This is a genomic window from Atlantibacter sp. MEI4A-1023 (assembly GCF_056155425.1).
The window spans coordinates 2,878,945-2,902,595 of sequence record NZ_CM149568.1 but is presented as its reverse complement, the minus strand read 5'-3'; the positions used below and the strand labels follow the sequence as shown (position 1 = coordinate 2,902,595).

Genomic DNA, 23,651 nt, shown 5'->3' with positions numbered 1-23,651 from the left:
GGATGCACCATGGCTGAACCTTTACTCACTCTTCAAACCGCACGCAATCTGCATCTTGCCGCCCAGGGCTTACTGCGCAAACCGCGCCGCCGCGCCCGTCCGGCGGATATCCTCGCCGCCATCACCCAAATGTCATTACTGCAAATCGACACCATTAATGTGGTGGCGCGCAGCCCCTATCTGGTGCTGTTCAGCCGCCTTGGGCAATACCCGATGGCCTGGCTTGACGATGCGCTGGCGCGGGGAGAACTCATGGAGTACTGGGCGCATGAGGCCTGTTTTCTTCCGCGTAGTGACTTTGAACTGGTTCGTCACCAAATGCTCCAGCCAGAAAACATGGGCTGGAAATATCGCGTGGAATGGATGGCGGAACATGCCGCTGATATCGCCGAGTTGCTTGACTGGATAGCCCAGAACGGGCCGGTACGCTCGGCGGATTTTGAACATCCGCGTCCCGGGCAGCGCGGCTGGTGGGACTGGAAACCGCATAAGCGCCATCTTGAAGGCCTGTTCAGCGCCGGAAAAGTGATGGTGGTCGAGCGCAGGAATTTTCAGCGCGTTTACGATCTCACTTCCCGCGTCATGCCGCACTGGGACGACGAAAAACACCTTTTACCGCAGGAACTCGCGCAGGCCCGCATGCTGGAAAACAGCGCCCGTAGCCTGGGGATATTTAAAAGCGCCTGGCTTGCTGACTATTACCGCCTGAAAAAGGTGCCGCTGACGGAGCACATAGCGCGCTGGCAGGCGCAAGGCAGTGTGGTTAGCGTTGAGGTGGAGTCCCTGGGGCAGATGTGGCTGCATCAGGATCTCTTGCCGTTACTGGCGAGCGGGAAAAACCTGCGCGCCACGCACAGCGCGGTGCTCTCGCCTTTTGATCCGGTCGTCTGGGACCGCCGCCGCGCCGAACAGCTGTTTAATTTTACTTACCGGCTTGAGTGCTATACCCCGGCGGAAAAACGGCAGTACGGCTATTTTACTTTGCCGTTACTGCACTGCGGCCAGCTTGTTGGGCGGATGGATACCAAAATGCACCGTAAAACGGGCGAGCTGGCGATTATCGCTCTGTATCTGGAACCTGACGTTGTGGTCAATGCGCTACGGGTAAGCGGTTTACAGACTGCCATCACTGAATTTGCCCGCTGGCAGGGCGCAACAAGGGTTACGCTGGCCAGCCAGCCTTCGTCATTACAGGCTATATGGGGCAGCGTCTGGGAAATCCAACAACCCTGAACCAGGGCTGTGGTATTCTCTGGGCATCACATCCATCAGGAGGAAACATGGATCATCGTTTGCTTGAAATCATTGCTTGCCCGGTCTGCAACGGCAAGTTGTATTACAGCCAGGATAAGCAGGAGCTTATCTGCAAAGTGGACAATATGGCCTTCCCGTTTAAAGAGGGTATTCCCGTATTGCTGGAAACCGAAGCCCGCACCCTGGATCCGGAAGAGAGTTATTCATGAGTTTTGTGACTATTATTCCCGCCCGCTTCGCATCAACGCGTCTTCCGGGCAAACCGCTGGTAGACATTAACGGCAAGCCAATGATTGTGCACGTGCTCGAGCGCGCCCGGGAATCCGGCGCTGACCGCGTGATCGTCGCCACTGATGTGGTTGAGGTGGCCGAGGCTGTTCGCGCTGTGGGCGGCGAAGTCTGCATGACGCGCGCCGATCACGAATCAGGCACCGAACGCCTGGCGGAAGTTGTCGAGAAGCTGGGTTTTTCCGATGACACCATCATTGTTAACGTGCAGGGCGATGAGCCGATGATCCCGCCCGCGATTATTCGTCAGGTCGCAGAAAACCTGGCGCAATGCGATGCAGGCATGGCGACCCTGGCAGTGCCGATCCACAGCGCGGAAGAGGCGTTCAACCCAAATGCCGTTAAAGTGGTGATGGATAAAAATGGTTTCGCGCTCTATTTTTCTCGCGCCACCATTCCCTGGGATCGCGACCGCTTCGCTGAATCCCGGGATGCCATTGCCGGGCATTTCCTGCGCCATATCGGCATCTATGGCTATCGCGCCGGATTCATTCGCCGCTACGTGACCTGGGCGCCGAGCGAGCTGGAACACATTGAAAAACTGGAGCAACTGCGCGTGCTCTGGAACGGTGAAAAAATTCACGTTGCGGTGGCGCATGAGGTGCCGGGTACTGGCGTTGACACCCCCGCCGATCTCGAAAGAGTTCGGGCAGAAATGCGCTAAACCGACAATTTTGAAAACCGGCCACTGGCCGGTTTTTTCTTTCTGGCAGCTTATTGATCTCGTCTGATGACATCTGCGTAAAGGACGCCCATTATTAAACCAGTATGGTTATTAAGGGTAAAAGCGAATGGAGCAACTGCGTGCAGAACTCAGTCATCTGTTGGGTGAAAAACTAAGCCGGGTTGAATGCGTCAGCGAGAAGCCCGATACCGCGCTGTGGGCACTTTATGACAGTCAGGGCAACCCGATGCCGCTGCTGGCCCGCAGCTTTACATCCCCTGGGCTGGCCGGGCAACTCGCCTGGAAAATTTCCATGCTGGCCCGTTCGGGAACCGCGCGTATGCCGGTGGTTTATGGGGTGATGACCCATGAAGAGAATCCGGGCCCGGACGTGGTGCTGATGGAGCGGTTGCGCGGCGTATCGGTGGAAGCGCCAGCCCGAACGCCGGAGCGCTGGGAGCAATTAAAAGACCAGATTGTTGAATCCCTGCTGGCCTGGCACCGCGTCGACAGCCGGGGCTGCGTGGGCAATGTCGATAGCACCCAGGAAAATATCTGGCCCTCCTGGTACCGCCAGCGCGTTGAAGTGCTCTGGAACACGCTGAATCAATATCCGCGCTGTGGGTTGACCATGCAGGATAAACGGATTTTGTTTCGTACCCGGGAATGCCTCGGCTCGCTGTTCTACGGGTTCAACGATAACTGTGTGCTGATCCACGGCAATTTCACCCTACGCAGCATGTTGAAAGATTCCCGTAGCGACCAGCTGCTGGCGATGGTTAACCCCGGCTTAACGCTCTGGGCACCGCGCGAGTATGAACTGTTCCGCTTATGCGATACCGGGCAGGCGGAAAGCCTGCTCTGGCATTATCTCCAGCGCGCGCCGGTGTCGGAGGCTTTCCTCTCCCGGCGCTGGCTATATGTGCTGTGGGACGAAGTGGCGCAGCTGCTGCAAACCGGGCGCATGAACCGCAACAATTTCGATCTCGCGTCTAAATCACTGATCCCGTGGATCGCCTGACACGCCTTTCAACCATTGCCACACCCGGCCGAGGGTTTCATAACTTGCCCGATCGCTGTGCATTAGCCAAAGGGGAGAGGGGAAAGCTCTCTCCCAAGGATTGAGCGGAGAAGTAATCGCGATTTGGTTAGCGGGCGCGGGGATCGGCTTAAGCCCCTGTTGCTGGAAAAAGATCATCGCCCTGGGTAGATGCGAGGCGGACGTCACCAGCAAAAACGGCGTGTCGCCAATCTTCTTCGCCACTGCCGCCGCTTCTTCTTCGGTATCTTTCGGTGTATCCAGCGTGATGATAGCGTCGCGCGGCACCCCTAAACTCTCCGCCACCCGAGCGCCTGCCTCAGCGGTGCTCACCGGATTGCCGATAGCGTGGGCCCCGGTAAAAATCAGCTTCGCCCCTGGGTTAGCCAGCCACAGGCGAACGCCTTCCGCCACTCTGGGCAGGCTGTTATTAATCAGGTTTGAACTGGGCGCCCATTGCGGGTTCCAGGTATACCCACCGCCTAATATCACGATATATTGCGCCTTCGGCTCGCCTTGCCAGGTTGGATAGCGCGACTCTATCGGGCTCAGCAGCCCATCGGCAACGGGTTGCAGGCTGAGCAGTAACAGCGTGAGCCAACCTGCGGTCAGCAGCGTTTTTGCCGTTTTCTGCCAGCGGGTAAACCACAGCAGCAAAATCGCACTGCCTGTGACGATCAGCAGGAACGGCAGGGGCATTAACAGCCCGCCGATCAGTTTTTTCAGGAAAAAGAGCATAAAAGCGGGTCCTTTTTAACCATATAACGGGCGCAAAGCGCGGATCTTACACCTGATGGGTTCCTTATCCCTGCGGCTATGCCAAAATAGCGCCTTTGCCCAGATGCTTTCTTTTAAGGTGGAGTTGTACCCATGCGGGATCGCAATTTTGATGATATTGCCGAAAAGTTTGCGCGCAACATTTACGGTACAACGAAAGGCCAATTGCGTCAGGCCATTCTTTGGCAGGATCTCGATCAATTGCTGGATGTTTTACCGCAGCGGCCGTTACGGATTCTGGATGCCGGCGGCGGAGAAGGGCAAACCGCTATTCGCATGGCAGAGCGCGGTCATCAGGTTACGCTATGCGATCTCTCTTCAGAAATGCTGACGCGGGCGCAGCGGGCGAGCCAGGAAAAGGCGGTCAGCGGCAATATGCAGTTTATTCACTGCGCCGCCCAGGAAATAGGGCAACATTTAGAAAGCCCGGTTGATCTGATATTGTTTCACGCGGTGCTGGAGTGGGTCAGCGATCCGCTGGCCGTATTGAACGCATTATGGGAAACGCTTGCTCCCGGTGGCGCGCTTTCCTTGATGTTTTACAATGCAAACGGTTTGCTAATGCATAATATGGTGGCCGGAAATTTCGCTTATGTACAACAAGGCATGCCGAAGCGCAAAAAACGAACCCTGTCACCGGATCATCCGCGCAACCCTGACGATGTCTATCGCTGGCTTGAACAAATCGGTTGGACCATTACCGGCAAAACTGGCGTGCGGGTTTTTCATGATTATCTGCGCGAAAAACACCGCCAGCGCGACGAGTTTGAGGAGTTACTCGAACTGGAAACGCGCTACTGCCGGCAGGAACCTTACATCAGTCTGGGGCGTTATATACATGTCACCGCACGCAAGCCGGAGAACCAAGGATAAACTATGAGTGATTTTTCCCAGACAGTCCCCGAACTGGTTGCCTGGGCCAGGAAAAATGATTTTTCCATCCAGCTTCCGGTAGACAGGCTGGCTTTTTTGCTGGCTATCGCCACGCTAAACGGCGAGCGCATGGACGGCGAAATGAGCGAAGGCGAGCTGGTGGATGCGTTCCGTCACGTCAGCGAGGCGTTTGAGCAGACCCACGAAACGGTAACCCAGCGCGCCAACAACGCCATCAACGATATGGTGCGCCAGCGCCTGCTCAACCGCTTTACCAGCGAGATCACCGAAGGCAATGCTATCTATCGCTTAACTCCGTTGGGCATTGGTATTACCGACTATTACATCCGCCAGCGTGAATTTTCCACGCTGCGCCTTTCGATGCAGCTTTCCATCGTGGCGGGTGAACTGAAACGCGCCGCCGATGCCGCCAGCGAGGGTGGAGACGAATTTCACTGGCATCGCAATGTCTACGCGCCGTTGAAATATTCGGTGGCGGAGATCTTCGACAGCATCGACCTGACCCAGCGCATCATGGATGAACAGCAGCAACTGGTGAAAGACGATATCGCCCAACTGCTGAACAAAGACTGGCGCGCCGCCATCTCAAGCTGTGAATTACTGCTGTCAGAAACCTCGGGTACGCTGCGTGAATTGCAGGATACCCTCGAAGCGGCGGGCGACAAGCTGCAAGCCAATTTGCTGCTGATCCAGGACGCGATCCTCGATAAACACGATCTGCACTTTATTGACCGGCTGGTGGTCGACCTGCAAAGCAAGCTGGACCGCATTATCAGCTGGGGCCAGCAGGCGATTGACCTGTGGATCGGCTATGACCGCCATGTGCATAAATTTATCCGTACCGCCATCGATATGGATAAAAACCGCGTCTTCGCCCAGCGCCTGCGCCAGTCGGTGCAAAGTTATTTCGATGCGCCCTGGGCGTTAACCTACGCCAATGCCGACCGTTTGTTGGATATGCGCGACGAAGAGATGACGCTGCGCGATGAAGAGGTGACCGGCGAACTCCCGGCGGATCTGGAATACGAAGAGTTTAACGAGATCCGCGAACAGCTGGCGGCGCTGATCGAAGGCCAACTGGCAGGCTTTAAAAACAGACAACAACCACTGGATCTTGGTCTGGTGATGCGTGAGTATCTCGCGCAATATCCGCGGGCCCGTCATTTTGACGTCGCACGCATCGTGGTTGACCAGGCCGTGCGCCTCGGTATCGCTGAAGCAGATTTCACTGGGTTGCCAGCAAAATGGCAGCCCATTAATGATTACGGAGCCAAGGTACAGGCACATGTCATTGACAAATATTGAAAAATTCATGCCGGTTAAACTGGCTCAGGCGCTGGCTAATCCGCTATTTCCTGCGCTGGATAGCCAGTTGCGCTCAGGGCGCCACGTCGGGCTTGATGAACTGGATAACCACGCCTTTTTGATGGATTTCCAGCCGGAGCTGGAAGAGTTTTACACCCGCTATAACGTGGAATTAATTCGCGCGCCGGAAGGGTTTTTCTACCTGCGTCCTCGTTCAACCACCCTGATCCCGCGGTCGGTATTGTCCGAGCTGGATATGATGGTGGGCAAAATCCTCTGCTATCTCTATCTCAGCCCGGAACGTCTGGCCAACGAAGGTATTTTTACCCAGCAGGAATTGTATGACGAGCTGATGAGCCTGGCGGACGAAAGCAAACTGCTCAAACTGGTCAACAACCGATCCACCGGTTCGGATCTTGATAAACAAAAGCTACAGGAAAAAGTGCGCTCCTCGTTAAACCGCCTGCGCCGCTTAGGTATGGTGTGGTTTATGGGGCATGACAGCAGTAAATTCCGCATCACTGAGTCGGTGTTCCGCTTTGGTGCTGATGTGCGCGCCGGCGATGATCCACGCGAAGCGCAACTGCGCATGATCCGCGATGGCGAAGCCATGCAGGTGGAAAACCACCTGCAACTCAATGATGAGCCTGAAGACGCGCAACCGGATAATGCGGAGGAAGAGAATGATTGAACGCGGTAAATTTCGCTCGCTAACGCTGGTTAACTGGAACGGTTTTTTTGCCCGGACCTTTGATCTGGATGAGCTGGTCACTACGCTTTCCGGCGGTAACGGGGCAGGGAAATCCACCACCATGGCGGCCTTCGTCACGGCGCTGATCCCGGATTTGACGCTGCTGCACTTCCGTAACACCACCGAAGCAGGGGCCACCAGCGGCTCGCGCGATAAGGGCCTGCACGGCAAACTGAAAGCAGGGGTCTGCTATTCAGTGCTGGATGTGGTGAACTCGCGGCATCAGCGCGTGGTGGTTGGGGTGCGTCTGCAACAGATTGCCGGTCGCGATCGCAAAGTAGATATCAAACCCTTTGCGATCCAGGGCCTGCCGACCTCGATCCTGCCGACCCAACTGCTCACCGAAACGTTGAACGAGCGCCAGGCGCGGGTGTTAACCCTTCAGGAACTCAAAGACAAAATCGAGCAGATCGAAGGGGTGCAGTTTAAGGTCTTTAACTCGATCACCGATTACCACTCGCTGATGTTCGATCTGGGGATTGTGGCACGTCGCCTGCGTTCTGCCTCAGACCGTAGTAAATATTACCGTTTGATTGAGGCCTCGCTGTACGGCGGGATTTCCAGCGCCATCACCCGCTCCCTGCGCGATTACCTGCTGCCGGAAAATAGCGGCGTGCGCAAAGCTTTCCAGGACATGGAAGCGGCGCTGCGCGAAAACCGCATGACGCTTGAAGCGATCCGCGTTACCCAGTCGGACCGCGATCTGTTTAAACACCTGATTTCCGAAGCTACCGACTATGTGGCGGCGGACTATATGCGTCATGCCAATGAGCGCCGTGTTCACCTCGACAAAGCCATTGAATACCGTCGCGATCTGTTCACCAGCCGCCAGCAACTGGCTGCCGAGCAGTACAAGCACGTCGATATGGCGCGTGAACTGGCCGAGCATGCCGGTGCGGAAGGGGATCTGGAGACCGATTATCAGGCCGCCAGCGACCACCTCAACCTGGTACAAACAGCGCTGCGCCAGCAGGAAAAAATCGAGCGCTATGACGCCGATTTAGAAGAGTTGCAGGTACGGCTTGAAGAGCAAAACGAAGTCGTCGCCGAAGCCGCTGAGCAGCAAGAAGAGAACGAAGCCCGCGCCGAAGCCGCAGAGCTGGAAGTGGACGAGCTGAAAAACCAGCTGGCAGACTATCAGCAGGCGCTGGACGTTCAGCAAACCCGAGCCATTCAGTATCAACAGGCGCTGACGGCGCTTGAGCGCGCCCGCGAGCTGTGCCATTTGCCGGATCTCTCCCCACAATCTGCCGAAGAGTGGCTGGAAACCTTCCAGGCAAAAGAGGAAGAAGCCACTGGCCGTTTGCTTAACCTCGAGCAGAAAATGAGCGTCGCCCAGGCGGCCCATAGCCAGTTCGAGCAGGCGTTCCAGCTGGTTTGCGCCATTAACGGCCCGGTAGCGCGTGATGAAGCCTGGGACGTGGCTCGCGATCTGTTGCGCGACGCCTCCACCCAGCGTCACCTTGCCGCCCAGGTGACGCCGCTGCGTTCCCGCTTAAATGAGCTGGAACAGCGCCTGCGCGAACAGCAGGATGCCGAGCGTCTGCTCGCTGATTTCTGCAAACGCCAGGGCAAACGTTACTCCCCGGAACAGCTTGAAGCGCTGCATCAGGAGCTGGAAGAGCGTATTGCCGCGCTGTCTGACAACGTGGCGCAGGCTGGCGAGCAGCGTATGACGCTGCGCCAGGAGCTGGAGCAACTGCAAAGCCGCATTAAAACCCTGACCCAGCGCGCGCCCATCTGGCTGGCGGCGCAAAACAGCCTTAACCAGATTATCGAACAGTGCGGCGAGAACTTTGAATCCAGCCAGCAGGTGACTGAATACCTGCAACAGCTGCTGGAGCGCGAGCGCGAAGCGGTGGTTGAGCGTGATGAAGTCGGCGCGCGTAAGCGTACCGTCGATGAAGAAATTGAGCGCCTCAGTCAGCCTGGCGGCGCGGAAGACGCACGCCTGAACACCCTTGCCGAGCGTTTCGGTGGCGTGCTGCTGTCGGAAATTTATGATGACGTTAGCCTGGAAGACGCGCCGTACTTCTCGGCGCTGTACGGCCCGTCGCGCCACGCTATCGTGGTGCCGGATCTGTCGCTGGTACGCGAGCAGCTTGAAGGGCTGGAAGATACCCCGGAAGATCTGTATCTGATTGAAGGGGACCCGCAATCCTTTGATGACAGCGTATTCAGTACCGAAGAGCTGGAAAAAGCGGTGGTAGTGAAAATCGCCGATCGCCAGTGGCGCTACTCGCGTTTCCCGACGCTGCCGCTGTTTGGCCGCGCGGCGCGTGAAAGCCGTATTGAAAGCCTGCACCAGGAGCGTGAAACGCTGTCTGAGCGCTTCGCTACCCTGTCGTTTGATGTGCAGAAAACCCAGCGTTTGCACCAGGCGTTCAGCCGCTTTATCGGCAGCCACCTGGCCGTAGCGTTTGAATCTGACCCGGAAGCGGAAATCCGCCAGCTTAATACTCGCCGTAACGAACTTGAGCGGGCACTGAGCACGCACGAAAACGACAACCAGCAGCAGCGCGCCCAGTTTGACCAGGCGAAAGAGGGCGTGGCCCTGCTTAACCGCCTGTTGCCGCGTCTGGCGCTGTTGGAAGACGATACGCTGTCCGACCGCGTGGATGAGATCCGCGAGCGCCTGGACGAAGCCCAGGAAGCGGCGCATTTCATCGGCCAGTTTGGCAACCCACTGGCGAAGCTGGAGCCGATGGCTTCGGTGCTGCAAAGCGACCCGGAGCAGTATGACCAGCTAAAAGAAGATTACGCCTACGCGCAGCAGCAGCAGCGTGATGCGCGCCAGCAGGCGTTTGCCCTAACGGAAGTGGTGTCGCGCCGCGCGCATTTCAGCTACTCCGACTCTGCCGATATGCTCAGCGGCAACAGCGATCTCAACGAGAAACTGCGCCAGCGTCTTGAGCAGGCGGAAATCGAACGCACCCGCGCCCGTGAAGCGCTGCGTACCCATGCCGCGCAGGTTAGTCAGTATCATCAGGTGCTGGCATCCCTGAAAAGCTCCTTCGATACCAAGAAAGAACTGCTTAACGATCTCAATAAAGAGCTTAAAGATATCGGCGTACGCGCTGATACGGGTGCGGAAGAACGCGCGCGCCAGCGCCGCGATGAACTCCACACCCAGCTCAGCAATAACCGCTCACGCCGTAGCCAGCTTGAAAAACAGCTGACCTTCTGCGAAGCGGAAATGGACAACCTGACCCGTAAACTACGTCGCCTGGAACGCGACTACCACGAAATGCGCGAGCAGGTGGTCAGCGCCAAAGCGGGCTGGTGCGCGGTAATGCGCATGGTGAAAGACAATGGCGTCGAGCGCCGGCTGCACCGCCGCGAGCTGGCGTATCTCTCCGCCGATGAGCTGCGCTCCATGTCGGATAAAGCGTTGGGCGCATTGCGTCTGGCGGTGGCGGATAACGAACACCTGCGCGATGTGCTGCGCGGGTCGGAAGATCCGAAACGACCGGAGCGTAAAATCCAGTTCTTCGTGGCGGTTTACCAGCATCTGCGCGAGCGTATCCGTCAGGATATTATCCGCACCGATGATCCGGTCGAAGCCATCGAGCAGATGGAAATCGAGCTGGGCCGCCTGACGGAAGAGCTGACCTCCCGCGAGCAGAAACTGGCGATCAGTTCCCGCAGCGTGGCGAACATTATTCGCAAGACCATTCAGCGCGAGCAGAACCGCATCCGTATGCTTAACCAGGGGCTGCAAAGCGTGTCGTTTGGCCAGGTGAACAGTGTGCGGCTCAACGTCAACGTGCGGGAAACCCACGCCACGCTGTTGGATGTGCTGTCGGAGCAGCATGAGCAACATCAGGATCTGTTTAACAGCAACCGCCTGACCTTCTCGGAAGCACTGGCGAAACTGTACCAGCGCCTGAATCCGCAGATCGATATGGGCCAGCGCACCCCGCAAACCATTGGGGAAGAGCTGCTGGATTATCGTAACTATCTGGAAATGGAAGTGGAGGTTAACCGTGGTTCCGACGGCTGGCTGCGTGCGGAAAGCGGCGCGCTGTCGACCGGTGAAGCCATCGGGACCGGGATGTCGATCCTGGTGATGGTGGTGCAAAGCTGGGAAGACGAAGCGCGCCGTTTGCGCGGCAAAGATATTTCGCCGTGCCGTCTGCTGTTCCTTGATGAAGCAGCCCGTCTGGATGCCCGCTCTATCGCCACCCTGTTCGAGCTGTGCGACCGCCTGGAGATGCAGTTAATCATCGCCGCGCCGGAAAACATCAGCCCGGAAAAAGGCACCACTTATAAACTGGTGCGTAAAGTGGTGCAGAACCACGAGCATGTGCACGTCGTGGGGCTGCGCGGGTTTGCCGCTGCGCAAACCGATGCGTTGCCAGGCACTGCCGACGCTTCCTGATAGCGCCATCAATGCGCCCGGACTGCAAATGTCCGGGCGTTCAATTCTGTAAAGCAATGCGAGCGGTTTTTATGGTCGCGCGTTGCGCAATCATTTGCCGACCCGCTTAGCACGTAAAATCGCGGGCTGCCGACTTTTTTTTCAGACTTTCTTTTCTTTAAACTTCTTTACATTTGGCGAGGCAAATGGTTTTTTCTCTTTATATACTGAAGGTAATCCTGAAGCCGAGCTTACGGGAATGATGTAAAAATGATAAGGAGGCAAGGGATGTTGCTTATAAAAGCTCAACGTTATCGGTGGTCCGCGATTCACTTATGCCTGGCGCTCAGTTTAGCGCCGCTGACGAATGCGTTCGCCCAGGAACCCGATCTGGTGCCTTCCGATGGCTCGGCGGTGGTAATCGATCAGCCTGGCTCAATGCTGCAATTACAGGCGCAATCCCCCGCGACGGCGCTGATGGCCGGGATCGGGCCGCAGGTCGATAGTGAACGTATCGCGCAGACCCGAACCACGCTTCAGTCCCAGCTTCCTCAGGGCTACACCCCTGTCTATATAGACGCGCTGGCGGCGCTGTATACCGCGCGTGACGCTAAACCCATGTGGGAAAACCGCGAAGCGGTGCAGGCGTTCCAGCAGCAACTGGCCGAAGTGGCCATTGCCGGTTTCCAGCCGCAGTTCACCACCTGGGTTGAACTGTTGACCAACCCTGACGTTACCGGCATGGCGCGCGATGTGGTGCTGTCTGATGCCATGATGGGCTATCTCTATTACCTCTCCGGTATCCCGTTGAAAGGGAATCGCTGGCTGTACAGTGACAAGCCGTATAAAGCGGAAATCGCGCCGCTGTCGGTGGTGAACCAGTGGCAAGTCGCGCTGGACAATGGCTCGCTTATTGCTTTTGTGCAAAGCCTTGCGCCGCAGCACCCGCAGTATCAGGCGATGCATCAATTTCTGTTGAGTCTGGCGGCCGATTCGCGACCGTGGCCGCAACTGACTTCCACCGCCTCACTGCGCCCTGGGCAGTGGAGTACTGACGTCGGCGCGCTGCGTGAAATTCTCCAGCGCAACGGTATGCTGGATAACGCACCCAATATCGTACTGCCGGGGGATCCGCCGTCTAAAAACGCCGTGGTAAGCCCTTCTGCAGCCGTGACTGAATCCGCGCCGCCGATGCAGAAAAAAAACGCGGCGCGCGGCATTTATGACAAAACACTGGTTGAAGGCGTGAAGCGCTTCCAGGCCTCGCAGGGTCTCGGCACCGATGGCGTGATTGGCCAGTCCACCCGTGACTTACTGAATATGTCACCCGATCAACGCGCCGCCGTGGTGGCATTAAATATTCAACGCCTGCGCCTACTGCCTCAGAAGCTCACGACCGGCATTATGGTGAATATCCCGGCCTATTCGCTGGTCTATTACCAGAACGGCAGCCAAGTGCTGGATTCCCGCGTCATCGTTGGGCGTCCCGATCGCAAGACACCGTTGATGAGCAGCGCGCTGAATAACGTGGTGGTGAACCCACCGTGGAACGTACCGCCGACGCTGGCCCGTAAGGATATCCTACCGAAAGTGTGGAATGACCCGGGCTATCTTGAGCGTCATAACTATACGGTGCTGCGTGGCTGGAGTGGTAAAGCTGAGGTGATCGACCCCTGGAATGTGGACTGGGGAACCATTACCGCATCGAATTTACCGTTCCGCTTCCAGCAGGCGCCTGGTGCGCATAACTCGCTGGGGCGGTATAAATTCAATATGCCGAGTTCGGATGCCATTTACCTGCATGACACGCCGAATCATAACCTGTTCCAGAAGGATGCGCGGGCGCTCAGCTCCGGGTGCGTACGCGTGAATAAAGCCTCGGAACTGGCGAATATGCTGTTGCAGGATGCGGGATGGAACGATACGCGAATTTCTGATGCGCTGAAGCAGGGCGATACCCGTTACGTGAATATTCCCCAGACCATTCCGGTGAATCTTTACTATATGACGGCGTTTGTCGGCGCAGATGGCAAACCACAATTCAGATCGGATATTTACAATTATGATTCCCCTGCGCGATCGGGCGCACAAATCTTGCCGAAAGCTGAACAATTAATCAGGTAACTACAGAATTTCTAACAAATAAGCTGTCGAACTATGGGAGCTAAAAACGGGCCTGCTTCGCTGTAAGGCCCGTTTTTACTGGGTTTGAGAGCCTTGACGTGTCGCGGTTTGGCGGTTAAGGTGCCTTGCGTGCGCCAGAAGTGCATATAATCACAACACTGACTGTAGACCTGAACATCATGGATAAATTTGACGCTAACCGCCGCAAATTGCTGGCGCTTGGTGGCGTGACGCTCGGCGCCGCCATCTTGCCTGTACCGGCATTTGCTACGCTTTCCACGCCCCGTCCTCGTATTCTTACGCTGAATAATCTCAATACCGGAGAGAGCATTAAAGCGGAGTTTTTCGATGGCAAAGGCTATATTCAGGATGAATTAGCAAAACTTAACCATTTCTTCCGGGATTATCGCGCTAATAAAATCAAAAGCATCGATCCGAAACTGTTCGACCAGTTATATCGTCTGCAAGGGTTATTAGGGACCCGTAAGCCGGTTCAGCTCATTTCAGGCTATCGTTCTCTCGATACCAACAATGAATTACGCGCCCGAAGCCGTGGTGTAGCCAAACAAAGCTATCACACCAAAGGCCAGGCCATGGATTTTCATATCGAAGGTATTTCCCTGAGCAATATTCGCAAAGCTGCGTTGTCTCTGCGGGCAGGTGGTGTAGGATACTACCCGCGTAGTAACTTTGTGCATATTGATACCGGTCCACTCAGGCACTGGTAGAACGAATCCGGTCACTACCGGATAAAAGGAGCGGTATGAATTACCACATTATTCCGGTCACGGCGTTCTCACAGAACTGCTCATTAATCTGGTGTGAAGAAACGCGTCTGGCGGCCATTGTTGACCCCGGCGGCGACGCGCCGCGTATTCAACAGGCCGTGACGACGCAGGGCGTGACCATTCAGTCAATCCTGCTGACCCACGGGCATCTCGATCATGTCGGCGCTGCGGCAGAGCTGGCGGCGCATTACGGCGTGCCGATTATCGGGCCTGAAAAAGAAGATGAATTCTGGTTGCAGGGATTACCGGCGCAGAGCCAGATGTTCGGTCTGGAAGAATGCCAGCCGCTGACGCCCGATCGCTGGTTAAACGAAGGCGACAGCGTGACCGTAGGTAACGTGGCGTTACAGGTGCTGCATTGCCCCGGCCATACCCCCGGCCATATCGTTTTCTTTGACGAACGCGCACGGCTGTTAATTTCCGGCGATGTGATTTTTAAAGGCGGGGTGGGGCGCAGCGATTTCCCTCGCGGGAATCACGCCGACCTGATTGAGTCCATCAAAAGCAAACTGTTGCCGCTTGGCGATGATGTGACCTTTATTCCCGGTCATGGCCCGCTATCTACGCTGGGTAACGAACGGCTGCACAACCCTTTCCTGCAGGATGAAATGCCTGTCTGGTAACAACAAGGGCCGCATTAGCGGCCCTTGTTGTTTCTCTGAGTCTTACAGCACAGCCACAATCGCCTCACACAGCGGTGCCATGTTATCCGGCGTCATGCCCGCGACGTTAACGCGGCCAGAAGCGACGGCGTAAACGCCGAACTCTTCACGCAGGCGCAGCACCTGTTCTTTGGTCAGGCCGCTGAACGAGAACATGCCGTTCTGCTGGATAATAAAGCTGAAATCACGGTTCGCGCCTTTTTCCTGCAGCGTGCTCACAAACAGCAGGCGCATGCGCTGAATGCGTTGACGCATATCGGTCAGCTCTTGTTCCCAGATAGTACGCAGCGCGTCATTGCTGAGAATAGTTGCTACCACGGACGCGCCGTGTGCCGGCGGGTTAGAGTAGTTAGCGCGGATGCAGGATTTCATCTGGCTAAAGGCGCGATCGACGGTGTCTGCATCGCTGGCGACCAGCGTACAGGCGCCTACGCGCTCGTTGTACAGGCCGAAGTTTTTAGAGTAAGAACTGGCGACAATCAGCTCTTTATGGAGCGCGGCAAACGCGCGCAGGCCTTCTGCGTCTTCTTCAAGACCGCGGGCGAAGCCCTGGTAGGCGAAGTCGAACAGCGGCAGCCAGCCTTTATCCAGAGAAAGCTGCGCCAGCTGTTGCCACTGTTCCAGCGTCGGATCGATACCGGTCGGGTTGTGGCAGCAGCCGTGGAACAACACCACATCGCCTGCCTGGGCATTCGCCAGGCTGCTCAACAAACCGTCGAAATCAAGAGTATGGTTTTGCGCGTCGTAATAGGCGTATTCACGCACTTCCAGGCCGGCGGAGTTAAATACGCTCTTATGGTTCGGCCAGCTCGGGTTACTCACCCAAACGCGTTTTACGTCAGTGTTTTTAGCGAGGAAATCCGCCGCCACGCGCAGTGCACCGGTGCCGCCAGGGGTCTGGGCGGTGCGGGCGCGCTTATCAGCAATCAGCGCGTTGCCTTTACCAAACAGCAGTTCCTGGGTGCAGCGGCCAAATTCAGGAATACCATCAATGCCCAGATAGTTTTTGGTGGTTTCGTTTTCCAGCAAATATTGTTCGGCTTTTTTCACGCTGGTGAGAACCGGGGTTTTACCGGTTTCATCTTTATAAACACCAATACCCAGGTTGATTTTAGTCGGACGTTCATCGGCGCGAAACAGGTCCGCCAGACCAAGAATCGGGTCGGCAGGGGCGGCAGTAATGTTCTCAAACATGACGAGGTTCCATTGTGATATCAGAAGGGAAATTCGCTATCAGGTTAACGGGTGTTTTACCAAATGCCAACCGTTTGCCAGCAAAAGATTGACCGTTCTATAAATCCGGTGTTTTTCTCTTTTGGGCATAAAAAAACAGGGCCGGAGCCCTGTTTTTGTCTTATCGATAACGAGGTTATATCGATTAGAACTGGTAAGTTACGCCCAGGGTAACCTGGTCGTCAACGCCAACCAGTGCGGTTGAAGCGTCGTCGTTGTCCAGCATGTTGATGCGGTAGTCAGCGTATACGTTGAAGTTCTTGTTGAAGTAGTAGTAAGTACCCACGGTGAAGTATTCAGCCAGGTCACGGTTGTAAGTAGAACCGGTAGCCGGGTCAACCAGGTCTTTACCTTTGGTGTAAACGTAAGATACGGACGGACGCAGACCGAAGTCGAACTGGTACTGAGCTACAACTTCAACGTTCTGAGTTTTGTTAGCGATGTCGTAGGCAGAACGGCCGGTAGCAGTCTGGTTACGGGTTTCAGCATAGATAGCCGCCAGGTAGATGTTGTTGGCGTCGTACTTAGTACCAACAGACCATGCTTCAGCGCGGTCGCCGCGACCGTCAGCTTTCTGACCGCCAGCCGGGTTGGTGGTACGGTTAGAGTTGCTGTATGCACCGATTACGCTGAAGCCTTCAGCGAAGTTGTAACCCAGAGAGTAACCAACGCCGTCGCCGTTAGCCGCTTTCAGGTTGGTACGGTCGTTTTTACCCTGGTACTGGATACCAAAGTTCAGGCCATCAGCCAGACCGAAGAAATCGCTGTTACGGTAGGTCAGCAGGCCAGTAGAACGGTTGTTCATGTAGTTGTCAGTGCTGCCCGCCCAGGTTTCGCCAGAGAAGGACGGGGAAACGTCGGTGTAGGATTCTACGTCGTATACGATACCGTAGTTACGGCCGTAGTCCAGGGAGCCCGCGTCAGCAATTTTGATACCCGCGAATGCCAGACGAGTTACGTTGTCCTGGTTGCCTTCTTCTTTGCTGGCTTTAGCACGGTATTCCCACTGGCCGTAACCGGTCACTTGATCGGTAACCTGAGTTTCGCCTTTGAAGCCGATCTGAGCGTAAGAAGAGTCGCCGTTGGTGGTGTTGTCACCAGAAGTCACGAAACCGTGCTCACCCACTACTTTTCCGTACAGGTCCAGTTTGTTGCCGTTTTTGTTATAGATTTCTGCAGCGTTAGCTGCACCAGCTACCAGCAGAGCAGGGATAACCACTGCCAGAATATTGCGCTTCATCATTATTTATTACCCTCATTGGTTTTTTTTGAACACCTGCCACTGCCGTCAATAATTCTGTACGGAACTATTGATGAGAGTTTGGTGTCTTTCTGTGTCTGGAGGCATCTTTCCATTCATATTAAGGATTAGCTACAGTGAAAGTGCTACAAATATGCAAACACAGTAACCAAAAGCAATAATGTGTAACTAATTGTGTATTTTTGGGAACTTTGTGAACCACATCAAAATAAATCACCTCGCTGAACAATATTAAACCGTTCCTAATCTATATATATGAAAACCTTATGTTTAATTCTGATAAACGGCTTTTTAGCCTCTTAACGACAATTATTCTCACTTCATAAAAAGGGTGATTCAGATGGCTGGATGTCTGTGTAATATTTAGCCAAATGTGCTATGCCTGCGACTGAAAAATGACGCAAGAAAATAGGGGATATTTTTTGATGAAAATTATTTCGAGGTAATACCCGGTTACGTTAGCCGTCGGAGAGAGGGGTTGAAGTGCACAAATGTTGAATTTATGTAGACGAAAATTGACACAGCAGAACGTAAAAAAGCCGGGAAAACCCGGCTTTTTTTGGATCAAAAACTGGCGTTGCGCGGTGTACGTGGGAAAGGTATCACGTCGCGAACGTTTTGAACGCCGGTTACATAAGCAATTAAACGCTCAAAACCGAGCCCAAAGCCCGAGTGCGGTACGGTGCCGTAACGGCGCAGATCGCGGTACCACCAGTAATCTTCTTTATTAAGGCCCATTTCTTCGAGACGCACATCAAGTACATCCAGACGCTCTTCACGCTGGGAGCCACCGATGATTTCGCCGATGCCCGGGGCCAGTACGTCCATTGCCGCCACGGTTTTACCATCTTCGTTCTGTCGCATGTAAAACGCTTTAATATCTTTCGGATAGTTTTTGACAACAACCGGCGCTTTAAAGTGTTTTTCAGCTAAATAACGTTCATGTTCGGAGGCCAGATCGACACCCCAATAAACCGGGTTCTCGAACTTCTCGCCGCAGGTTTCGAGGATTTTCACCGCATCGGTGTAGTCCACCTGAGCGAAGTCAGCGGTAATGAAACGCTCCAGACGGCCAATCGCGTCTTTATCCACACGTTCAGCGAAGAACTTCATGTCGTCCATACGTTCGTCAAGCACCGCTTTGAACACGTATTTCAGCATGCCTTCGGCTAACGCCGCGACATCGTCCAGGGTAGCGAACGCCACTTCCGGTTCCAGCATCCAGAACTCCGCCAGGTGGCGGCTGGTGTTGGAGTTTTCAGCGCGGAAGGTCGGGCCGAAGGTGTAGATTTTGGACAACGCGCAGGCGTAGGTTTCGCCGTTGAGCTGGCCGGAAACGGTCAGGAAGGCTTCTTTACCGAAGAAGTCCTTATCGAAATCGACTTTGCCCTGATCGTTGCGCGGCAGGTTTTCCATGTCCAGCGTGGACACGCGGAACATCTCGCCTGCGCCTTCGGTATCAGAGGCGGTGATCAGCGGGGTAGAAACCCAGAAGAAGCCCTGCTCGTCAAAATAGCGATGCAGCGCCTGCGCCAGAGTGTGGCGAACGCGGGCCACCGCGCCGATCATGTTAGTACGCGGACGCAGGTGCGCCACTTCGCGCAGGTACTCAATACTGTGGCGTTTGGCGGCCATCGGGTAAGTGTCTGGATCTTCAACCCAGCCGGTCACTTCCACATGGGTCGCCTGCAGTTCAAAGCTCTGGCCCTGGCCCGGAGATTCCACCACGGTGCCGGTTACAATTACCGAACAGCCGGTCGTCAGGCGCAGAACGTCATCATTGTAATTGGGTAGAGAATTATTAATGACAGCCTGTATAGGATCAAAGCAGGAACCGTCATAGACGGCGAGGAAGGAGATGCCAGCTTTTGAATCTCGACGGGTACGCACCCATCCGCGCACGGTGACTTCTAGGTCTTCGGCAACGCGGCCCTGGAGTACGTCGGCTACAGGCACAACGCTCATAATTATCTCTCTGGTTAGTAGTCAATAATAAAAATCGCTTATCCACCCAACGGGGGGAGGGTTATCTATGTTACCTGGCGGGCGCTGGCAGACAAGCAGAATTCGTGTCAGGAAATAAAGAAAACACAAAGTGATGGCGTTCAGGGAGGTGAAAAACTCCCTGAACCGGGGATTAACTGGCTTTTTTAACCTGCGGTAAATCGAAGGCTTTACGCAGGGCGCGCACAAAGGCTTTATCGTGGCAGATGGTTTTACCGGGGCTGTCCGAGAGCTTGGCGACCGGTTTGCCGTTACATTCCACCAATTTGATCACAATATTCAGCGGCTGTACGCCAGGAATATCGCAGGTCAGGCGGGTGCCAATGCCGAAACCGAGTTTGACGCGCGATGCGAAATGACGGTAGAGATCAATCGCTTTATTGAGATCGAGATTATCGGAAAACACCAGGGTTTTGCTCAGCGGATCGATCTGCAGTTTTTCATAATGGGCGATGGCTTTTTCGCCCCATTGAACCGGATCCCCGGAGTCGTGGCGCAGGCCCTGGTAGCGGGTAGCGAATTCCGGGCCAAAGTCGCGCAAAAACGCGTCCATGGTAATGCAGTCCGTCAGGGCGATCCCGAGCTGGTGAGGATATTCATCAAGCCAGGCCTGAAGCGCGGCGCGCTGGCTGTTAGCCAGTTCTGGGCTAATTTGCTGATGCGCCTGGAACCATTCATGCGCCTGGGTACCCATCGGCGTCAGGTTCAGGCGGCGGGCTAAATCGTAATTGCTGGTGCCCACAAACCAGGATTCTTGCTGGAGGCGCTCGACAATAGCCTGCTGCACTTCGCGGGAAAAACGGCGGCGGGTGCCGAAATCCATAAGATAAAAACGGTCCAGCGGCAGGCCGGCAGTGACGGTGTTGAAGTCCGCCAGTTTGGTTTCGAGATGATCGAGGGCGTTATGGACGGTGATATCCGGGGTTCGATAACGATGCACCAGCTCGCTGATCACCGCCAGCAGCGGGACTTCCCACATAATCACTTCCAGCCACGGGCCGGAAAGACGGATATCCAGCTTGCCGTTATCGTTGACGATTTCCACCTGCGACGGGTCGTAGCGGAAATTTTTCAGCCAGGCCAGATAATCGCTTTTGAAGAATGGCAGTTTCGCGAGCCACGCATATTCGTCTTCGCTCAGCGCCAGATGCTGCATCGCATCCACTTGTTCGCGAATGGATTGCGCATAAATACCTAACAAATCATCGCCGCGGCAGCGAAATTCTGCGGCGACATGCACGCCCTGATAATGATGGAACACAGCCTGCTGCATATGAAGCTTATAAGCATCGGTGTCCAACAACGAGTGCAACATAGGGGAAGCATATTGTGTCATGGCGCGTTACTGGCATCCTCTAACAGGCGCGTTTCCTGGGATAGCGAAAGCAGATAAAGACGCAGGAGTATACCCTGATTATCCGTTTATTGAAGCAGGATCACAACATAACAAGCAGGGCGGGTCGAGCGCATTTTGTGCCGCATGTTATGCGAATGTAGTAAAAGGCGTTACACCGCCAGAAAAGATAAAGATTCTGCATGGCAACATTTTCGCAACGAGAATAGACTGAAGCACGATACTCTACGGACGATGGATAAGGTTTCTATGACTCAATTGCCACAAGCCAAATACCGCCACGATTATCGTGCGCCGGATTATTTCATCAGCGACATCGATTTAACCTTTGAGCTGGATGCGCAAAAAACGCGTGTTACCGCGATTAGCCAGGTGAATCGCCCGCAGGCGTCGGATGCGCCGCTGCGCCTCGATGGCGAATCCTTAACGCTTGTCTCTCTCGATGTGAATGATGAAGCGTGGCCCCATTATCGCTTAGAAGACAATGCCCTGATTATTGAGCAACTGCCCGCCCGCTTTACGCTGAAAATCGTCAATGAAATCAGCCCAGCGGCGAACACGGCGCTGGAAGGGTTGTATCAGTCTGGCGAAGCGCTGTGTACGCAATGCGAAGCCGAAGGCTTCCGGCATATTACCTGGTATCTGGATCGCCCGGACGTTCTGGCGCGCTTCACCACCAAAATCATTGCTGATAAAACCAAATATCCTTATCTGCTCTCCAACGGCAACCGCGTAAGCCAGGGCGACCTGGAAAATGGTCGTCACTGGGTAGAGTGGCAGGACCCGTTCCCGAAGCCATGCTACCTGTTTGCGCTGGTGGCGGGGGATTTCGACGTACTGCGCGATACCTTCACCACCCGCTCCGGGCGTGAAGTGGCACTGGAATTGTATGTCGATCGCGGCAACCTCGACCGCGCTTCCTGGGCGATGACCTCGCTGAAAAACTCCATGAAGTGGGATGAAACCCGCTTTGGTCTGGAGTATGACTTAGACATTTACATGATTGTCGCCGTTGATTTCTTCAACATGGGCGCGATGGAGAATAAAGGCCTAAACATTTTTAACTCCAAATTCGTGCTGGCGCGTGCGGAAACAGCGACCGATAAAGACTACCTCAACATTGAACGCGTGATTGGCCATGAATATTTCCATAACTGGACCGGCAACCGCGTCACCTGCCGTGACTGGTTCCAGCTCAGCCTGAAAGAAGGGCTGACCGTGTTCCGCGATCAGGAATTCAGCTCCGATTTGGGCTCGCGCGCGGTCAATCGCATCAGTAATGTGCGAACTATGCGTGCTATGCAGTTTGCGGAAGACGCCAGTCCGATGGCGCACCCGATCCGTCCGGATAAAGTTATTGAAATGAATAACTTCTATACCCTGACGGTGTATGAGAAAGGTTCTGAAGTGATCCGCATGTTGCACACTCTGCTGGGTGAAGAGAATTTCCAGAAGGGGATGCAACTCTATTTCGAGCGCCATGACGGCAGCGCCGCCACTTGCGATGACTTTGTGCAGGCAATGGAAGATGCGTCGAACGTTGATTTGTCCCATTTCCGCCGCTGGTACAGCCAGGCCGGTACGCCGGTCGTGAGCGTTCAGGACGACTATAACCCGGAAACCGAACAATATACTCTGACCATCAGTCAGCGAACGCCGGTTACCGCCGAGCAAACGGAGAAACATCCCCTCCACATTCCGTTTGACATTGAGCTGTACGATAACGAAGGCAAGGTGATCCCGCTACAATACAACGGACATCCGGTCCATCACGTGCTTAACCTGACCCAGGCCGAGCAGACCTTTGTGTTTGATAACGTTTATTTCCAGCCTGTGCCGTCGCTGCTGCGCGAATTCTCTGCGCCGGTGAAACTGGAATATAAATGGAGCGATCAGCAACTGACGTTCCTGATGCGTCACGCCCGCAATGATTTCTCCCGCTGGGATGCGGCGCAAAGCTTGCTGGCGACGCATATTAAACTGAACGTGGTGCGCCAACAGCAGGGCCAGCCGCTGTCGCTGCCGCTGCACGTGGCGGATGCGTTCCGCGCGATCCTGCTGGATGAGCATATCGATCCGGCGCTGGCGGCGGAGATCCTCACACTGCCTTCGCAAAATGAAATCGCGGAACTGTTTGAGATCATCGATCCGCTGGCGATTGCCGCTGTGCACGGTGCGCTAACCCGCACCCTGGCGACGGAACTGGCGGATGAGTTTTTAGCGGTTTACAACGCCAACAAACTCGACGGTTATCGTATCGAGCATGCCGACATCGGCAAACGCGCGCTGCGTAATACCTGCCTGCACTATCTGGCGTTTGGCGATGCCGAACTGGCCGATAAGCTGATTACCGCCCAGTATCACCATGCGGACAACATGACCGACGCGATTGCCGCGCTGTCGGCAGCGGTCGCGGCGCAGTTGCCGTGCCGTGCGGCGCTGCTGGCGGAGTATGATGATAAGTGGCATCAGGATGGGCTGGTAATGGATAAGTGGCTGATGCTTCAGGCTATCAGCCCGGCGGAAAATGTCCTCGCCACGGTGCGTTCGCTGCTTACCCACCGCTCATTCAGCATGAGCAACCCGAACCGCACCCGCGCGCTGATTGGGGCGTTTGCGATGAATAACCCGCTGGCGTTCCATGCAGCGGATGGCAGCGGCTATCAGTTTATGGTGGAAATGCTGACCGAACTGAACAGCCGCAACCCTCAGGTGGCGTCACGCCTGATCGAACCGCTGATTCGCCTTAAGCGCTACGATGAAAATCGTCAGCAGCTGATGCGCGCTGCGCTGGAGCAGCTTAAAGCGCTGCCGAATCTCTCCGGGGATTTGTTCGAGAAAATCACCAAGGCGCTTGCCTGATAACCAAACGCCCTTCCCGATGGAAGGGCGT

The 23,651-nt window shown here is 55.2% G+C and carries 18 protein-coding genes; 13 read left to right on the top strand and 5 right to left on the bottom strand.

The genetic code is table 11. The features are described from left to right. The first annotated feature begins 9 nt into the window (after positions 1–9). The 4 genes from ACVV26_RS13990 (at position 10) to ACVV26_RS13975 (ending at position 3,227) form a co-directional block, all read left to right on the top strand. On the top strand, positions 10–1,233 hold the full coding sequence (locus ACVV26_RS13990) for a winged helix-turn-helix domain-containing protein (RefSeq protein ID WP_474797725.1): 1,224 nt from the start codon (positions 10–12) through the stop codon (positions 1,231–1,233). Positions 1,234–1,280: 47 nt separating this feature from the next. Further along, on the top strand, positions 1,281–1,463 hold the full coding sequence (locus ACVV26_RS13985) for a Trm112 family protein (protein ID WP_161661474.1): 183 nt from the start codon (positions 1,281–1,283) through the stop codon (positions 1,461–1,463). Next, a complete protein-coding gene (kdsB, locus tag ACVV26_RS13980) occupies positions 1,460–2,206 on the top strand; it encodes a 3-deoxy-manno-octulosonate cytidylyltransferase (RefSeq protein WP_474797723.1) in 747 nt (248 codons plus the stop codon). Before ACVV26_RS13985 ends, kdsB begins: the two co-directional genes overlap by 4 nt. A gap of 127 nt (positions 2,207–2,333) precedes the next feature. Then, positions 2,334–3,227, top strand: a complete 894-nt coding sequence (locus ACVV26_RS13975) for a YcbJ family phosphotransferase (protein WP_312978697.1) — start codon at positions 2,334–2,336, stop codon at positions 3,225–3,227. Here ACVV26_RS13975 and elyC read toward each other — a convergent pair. After that, the gene (gene elyC, locus ACVV26_RS13970; protein ID WP_474797721.1) at positions 3,204–3,983 is read right to left on the bottom strand and encodes an envelope biogenesis factor ElyC; all 780 of its coding nucleotides are present in this window, start codon (positions 3,981–3,983) and stop codon (positions 3,204–3,206) included. The genes ACVV26_RS13975 and elyC overlap by 24 nt on opposite strands. 132 nt (positions 3,984–4,115) lie before the next feature. On the opposite strand from elyC, the gene cmoM reads away from it, so the two are divergent. The 7 genes from cmoM (at position 4,116) to ACVV26_RS13935 (ending at position 14,867) form a co-directional block, all read left to right on the top strand. After that, positions 4,116–4,895, top strand: coding sequence for a tRNA uridine 5-oxyacetic acid(34) methyltransferase CmoM (cmoM, locus tag ACVV26_RS13965; protein WP_474797719.1), 780 nt, complete (start codon positions 4,116–4,118; stop codon positions 4,893–4,895). A 3-nt stretch (positions 4,896–4,898) separates the two neighbouring features. Next, positions 4,899–6,221 (top strand): chromosome partition protein MukF, encoded by a 1,323-nt coding sequence (mukF, locus tag ACVV26_RS13960; RefSeq protein ID WP_312978702.1) that lies wholly within the window; start codon positions 4,899–4,901, stop codon positions 6,219–6,221. Next, positions 6,202–6,912, top strand: a complete 711-nt coding sequence (mukE, locus tag ACVV26_RS13955) for a chromosome partition protein MukE (RefSeq protein WP_312978704.1) — start codon at positions 6,202–6,204, stop codon at positions 6,910–6,912. The genes mukF and mukE overlap by 20 nt, the downstream gene beginning before the upstream one ends. Then, entirely contained in the window at positions 6,905–11,353 is a 4,449-nt protein-coding gene (mukB, locus tag ACVV26_RS13950; protein ID WP_474797717.1) for a chromosome partition protein MukB, read from the top strand. Before mukE ends, mukB begins: the two co-directional genes overlap by 8 nt. Positions 11,354–11,620: 267 nt before the next feature. Then, positions 11,621–13,456, top strand: a complete 1,836-nt coding sequence (gene ldtD, locus ACVV26_RS13945; protein ID WP_474797715.1) for a L,D-transpeptidase — start codon at positions 11,621–11,623, stop codon at positions 13,454–13,456. A gap of 179 nt (positions 13,457–13,635) precedes the next feature. Beyond that, a complete protein-coding gene (mepK, locus tag ACVV26_RS13940; protein ID WP_183169088.1) occupies positions 13,636–14,184 on the top strand; it encodes a peptidoglycan L,D-endopeptidase MepK in 549 nt (182 codons plus the stop codon). Positions 14,185–14,219: 35 nt separating this feature from the next. Further along, on the top strand, positions 14,220–14,867 hold the full coding sequence (locus ACVV26_RS13935; RefSeq protein WP_474797713.1) for an MBL fold metallo-hydrolase: 648 nt from the start codon (positions 14,220–14,222) through the stop codon (positions 14,865–14,867). 42 nt (positions 14,868–14,909) lie between these two features. Here the strand turns inward: ACVV26_RS13935 and aspC are convergent, their stop codons facing one another. The 4 genes from aspC to pncB form a co-directional block, all read right to left on the bottom strand. Next, the gene (gene aspC / locus ACVV26_RS13930) at positions 14,910–16,100 is read right to left on the bottom strand and encodes an aspartate transaminase (RefSeq protein WP_474797711.1); all 1,191 of its coding nucleotides are present in this window, start codon (positions 16,098–16,100) and stop codon (positions 14,910–14,912) included. Between the two features lie 184 nt (positions 16,101–16,284). Continuing rightward, a complete protein-coding gene (locus tag ACVV26_RS13925) occupies positions 16,285–17,382 on the bottom strand; it encodes a porin (protein WP_474797709.1) in 1,098 nt (365 codons plus the stop codon). A 582-nt stretch (positions 17,383–17,964) separates the two neighbouring features. Next, on the bottom strand, positions 17,965–19,365 hold the full coding sequence (asnS, locus tag ACVV26_RS13920; protein ID WP_474797707.1) for an asparagine--tRNA ligase: 1,401 nt from the start codon (positions 19,363–19,365) through the stop codon (positions 17,965–17,967). 172 nt (positions 19,366–19,537) lie between these two features. Then, on the bottom strand, positions 19,538–20,740 hold the full coding sequence (gene pncB, locus ACVV26_RS13915; protein WP_474797705.1) for a nicotinate phosphoribosyltransferase: 1,203 nt from the start codon (positions 20,738–20,740) through the stop codon (positions 19,538–19,540). On the opposite strand from pncB, the gene ACVV26_RS13910 reads away from it, so the two are divergent. Together ACVV26_RS13910 and pepN are read left to right on the top strand one after the other, a co-directional pair. Continuing rightward, complete coding sequence (locus ACVV26_RS13910; RefSeq protein WP_312978723.1) at positions 20,739–20,972, top strand: hypothetical protein; 234 nt, start codon at positions 20,739–20,741, stop codon at positions 20,970–20,972. The two genes, pncB and ACVV26_RS13910, sit on opposite strands and share 2 nt — an antisense overlap. Positions 20,973–21,007: 35 nt before the next feature. Beyond that, a complete protein-coding gene (gene pepN, locus ACVV26_RS13905; protein ID WP_474797703.1) occupies positions 21,008–23,620 on the top strand; it encodes an aminopeptidase N in 2,613 nt (870 codons plus the stop codon). Positions 23,621–23,651 lie beyond the last annotated feature (31 nt).

Excerpts from the sequence above, each read along its gene's own strand:
- mepK (WP_183169088.1), top strand. The coding sequence starts at position 13,636 with ATGGATAAATTTGACGCTAACCGCCGCAAATTGCTGGCGCTTGGTGGC.
- cmoM (WP_474797719.1), top strand. The coding sequence starts at position 4,116 with ATGCGGGATCGCAATTTTGATGATATTGCCGAAAAGTTTGCGCGCAAC.
- ldtD (WP_474797715.1), top strand. The coding sequence starts at position 11,621 with ATGTTGCTTATAAAAGCTCAACGTTATCGGTGGTCCGCGATTCACTTA.
- elyC (WP_474797721.1), bottom strand. The coding sequence starts at position 3,983 with ATGCTCTTTTTCCTGAAAAAACTGATCGGCGGGCTGTTAATGCCCCTG.
- ACVV26_RS13975 (WP_312978697.1), top strand. The coding sequence starts at position 2,334 with ATGGAGCAACTGCGTGCAGAACTCAGTCATCTGTTGGGTGAAAAACTA.
- ACVV26_RS13990 (WP_474797725.1), top strand. The coding sequence starts at position 10 with ATGGCTGAACCTTTACTCACTCTTCAAACCGCACGCAATCTGCATCTT.
- ACVV26_RS13925 (WP_474797709.1), bottom strand. The coding sequence starts at position 17,382 with ATGATGAAGCGCAATATTCTGGCAGTGGTTATCCCTGCTCTGCTGGTA.
- mukF (WP_312978702.1), top strand. The coding sequence starts at position 4,899 with ATGAGTGATTTTTCCCAGACAGTCCCCGAACTGGTTGCCTGGGCCAGG.
- kdsB (WP_474797723.1), top strand. The coding sequence starts at position 1,460 with ATGAGTTTTGTGACTATTATTCCCGCCCGCTTCGCATCAACGCGTCTT.
- ACVV26_RS13910 (WP_312978723.1), top strand. The coding sequence starts at position 20,739 with ATGGCGCGTTACTGGCATCCTCTAACAGGCGCGTTTCCTGGGATAGCG.
- mukE (WP_312978704.1), top strand. The coding sequence starts at position 6,202 with ATGTCATTGACAAATATTGAAAAATTCATGCCGGTTAAACTGGCTCAG.
- aspC (WP_474797711.1), bottom strand. The coding sequence starts at position 16,100 with ATGTTTGAGAACATTACTGCCGCCCCTGCCGACCCGATTCTTGGTCTG.
- mukB (WP_474797717.1), top strand. The coding sequence starts at position 6,905 with ATGATTGAACGCGGTAAATTTCGCTCGCTAACGCTGGTTAACTGGAAC.
- ACVV26_RS13935 (WP_474797713.1), top strand. The coding sequence starts at position 14,220 with ATGAATTACCACATTATTCCGGTCACGGCGTTCTCACAGAACTGCTCA.
- asnS (WP_474797707.1), bottom strand. The coding sequence starts at position 19,365 with ATGAGCGTTGTGCCTGTAGCCGACGTACTCCAGGGCCGCGTTGCCGAA.
- ACVV26_RS13985 (WP_161661474.1), top strand. The coding sequence starts at position 1,281 with ATGGATCATCGTTTGCTTGAAATCATTGCTTGCCCGGTCTGCAACGGC.
- pepN (WP_474797703.1), top strand. The coding sequence starts at position 21,008 with ATGACTCAATTGCCACAAGCCAAATACCGCCACGATTATCGTGCGCCG.
- pncB (WP_474797705.1), bottom strand. The coding sequence starts at position 20,740 with ATGACACAATATGCTTCCCCTATGTTGCACTCGTTGTTGGACACCGAT.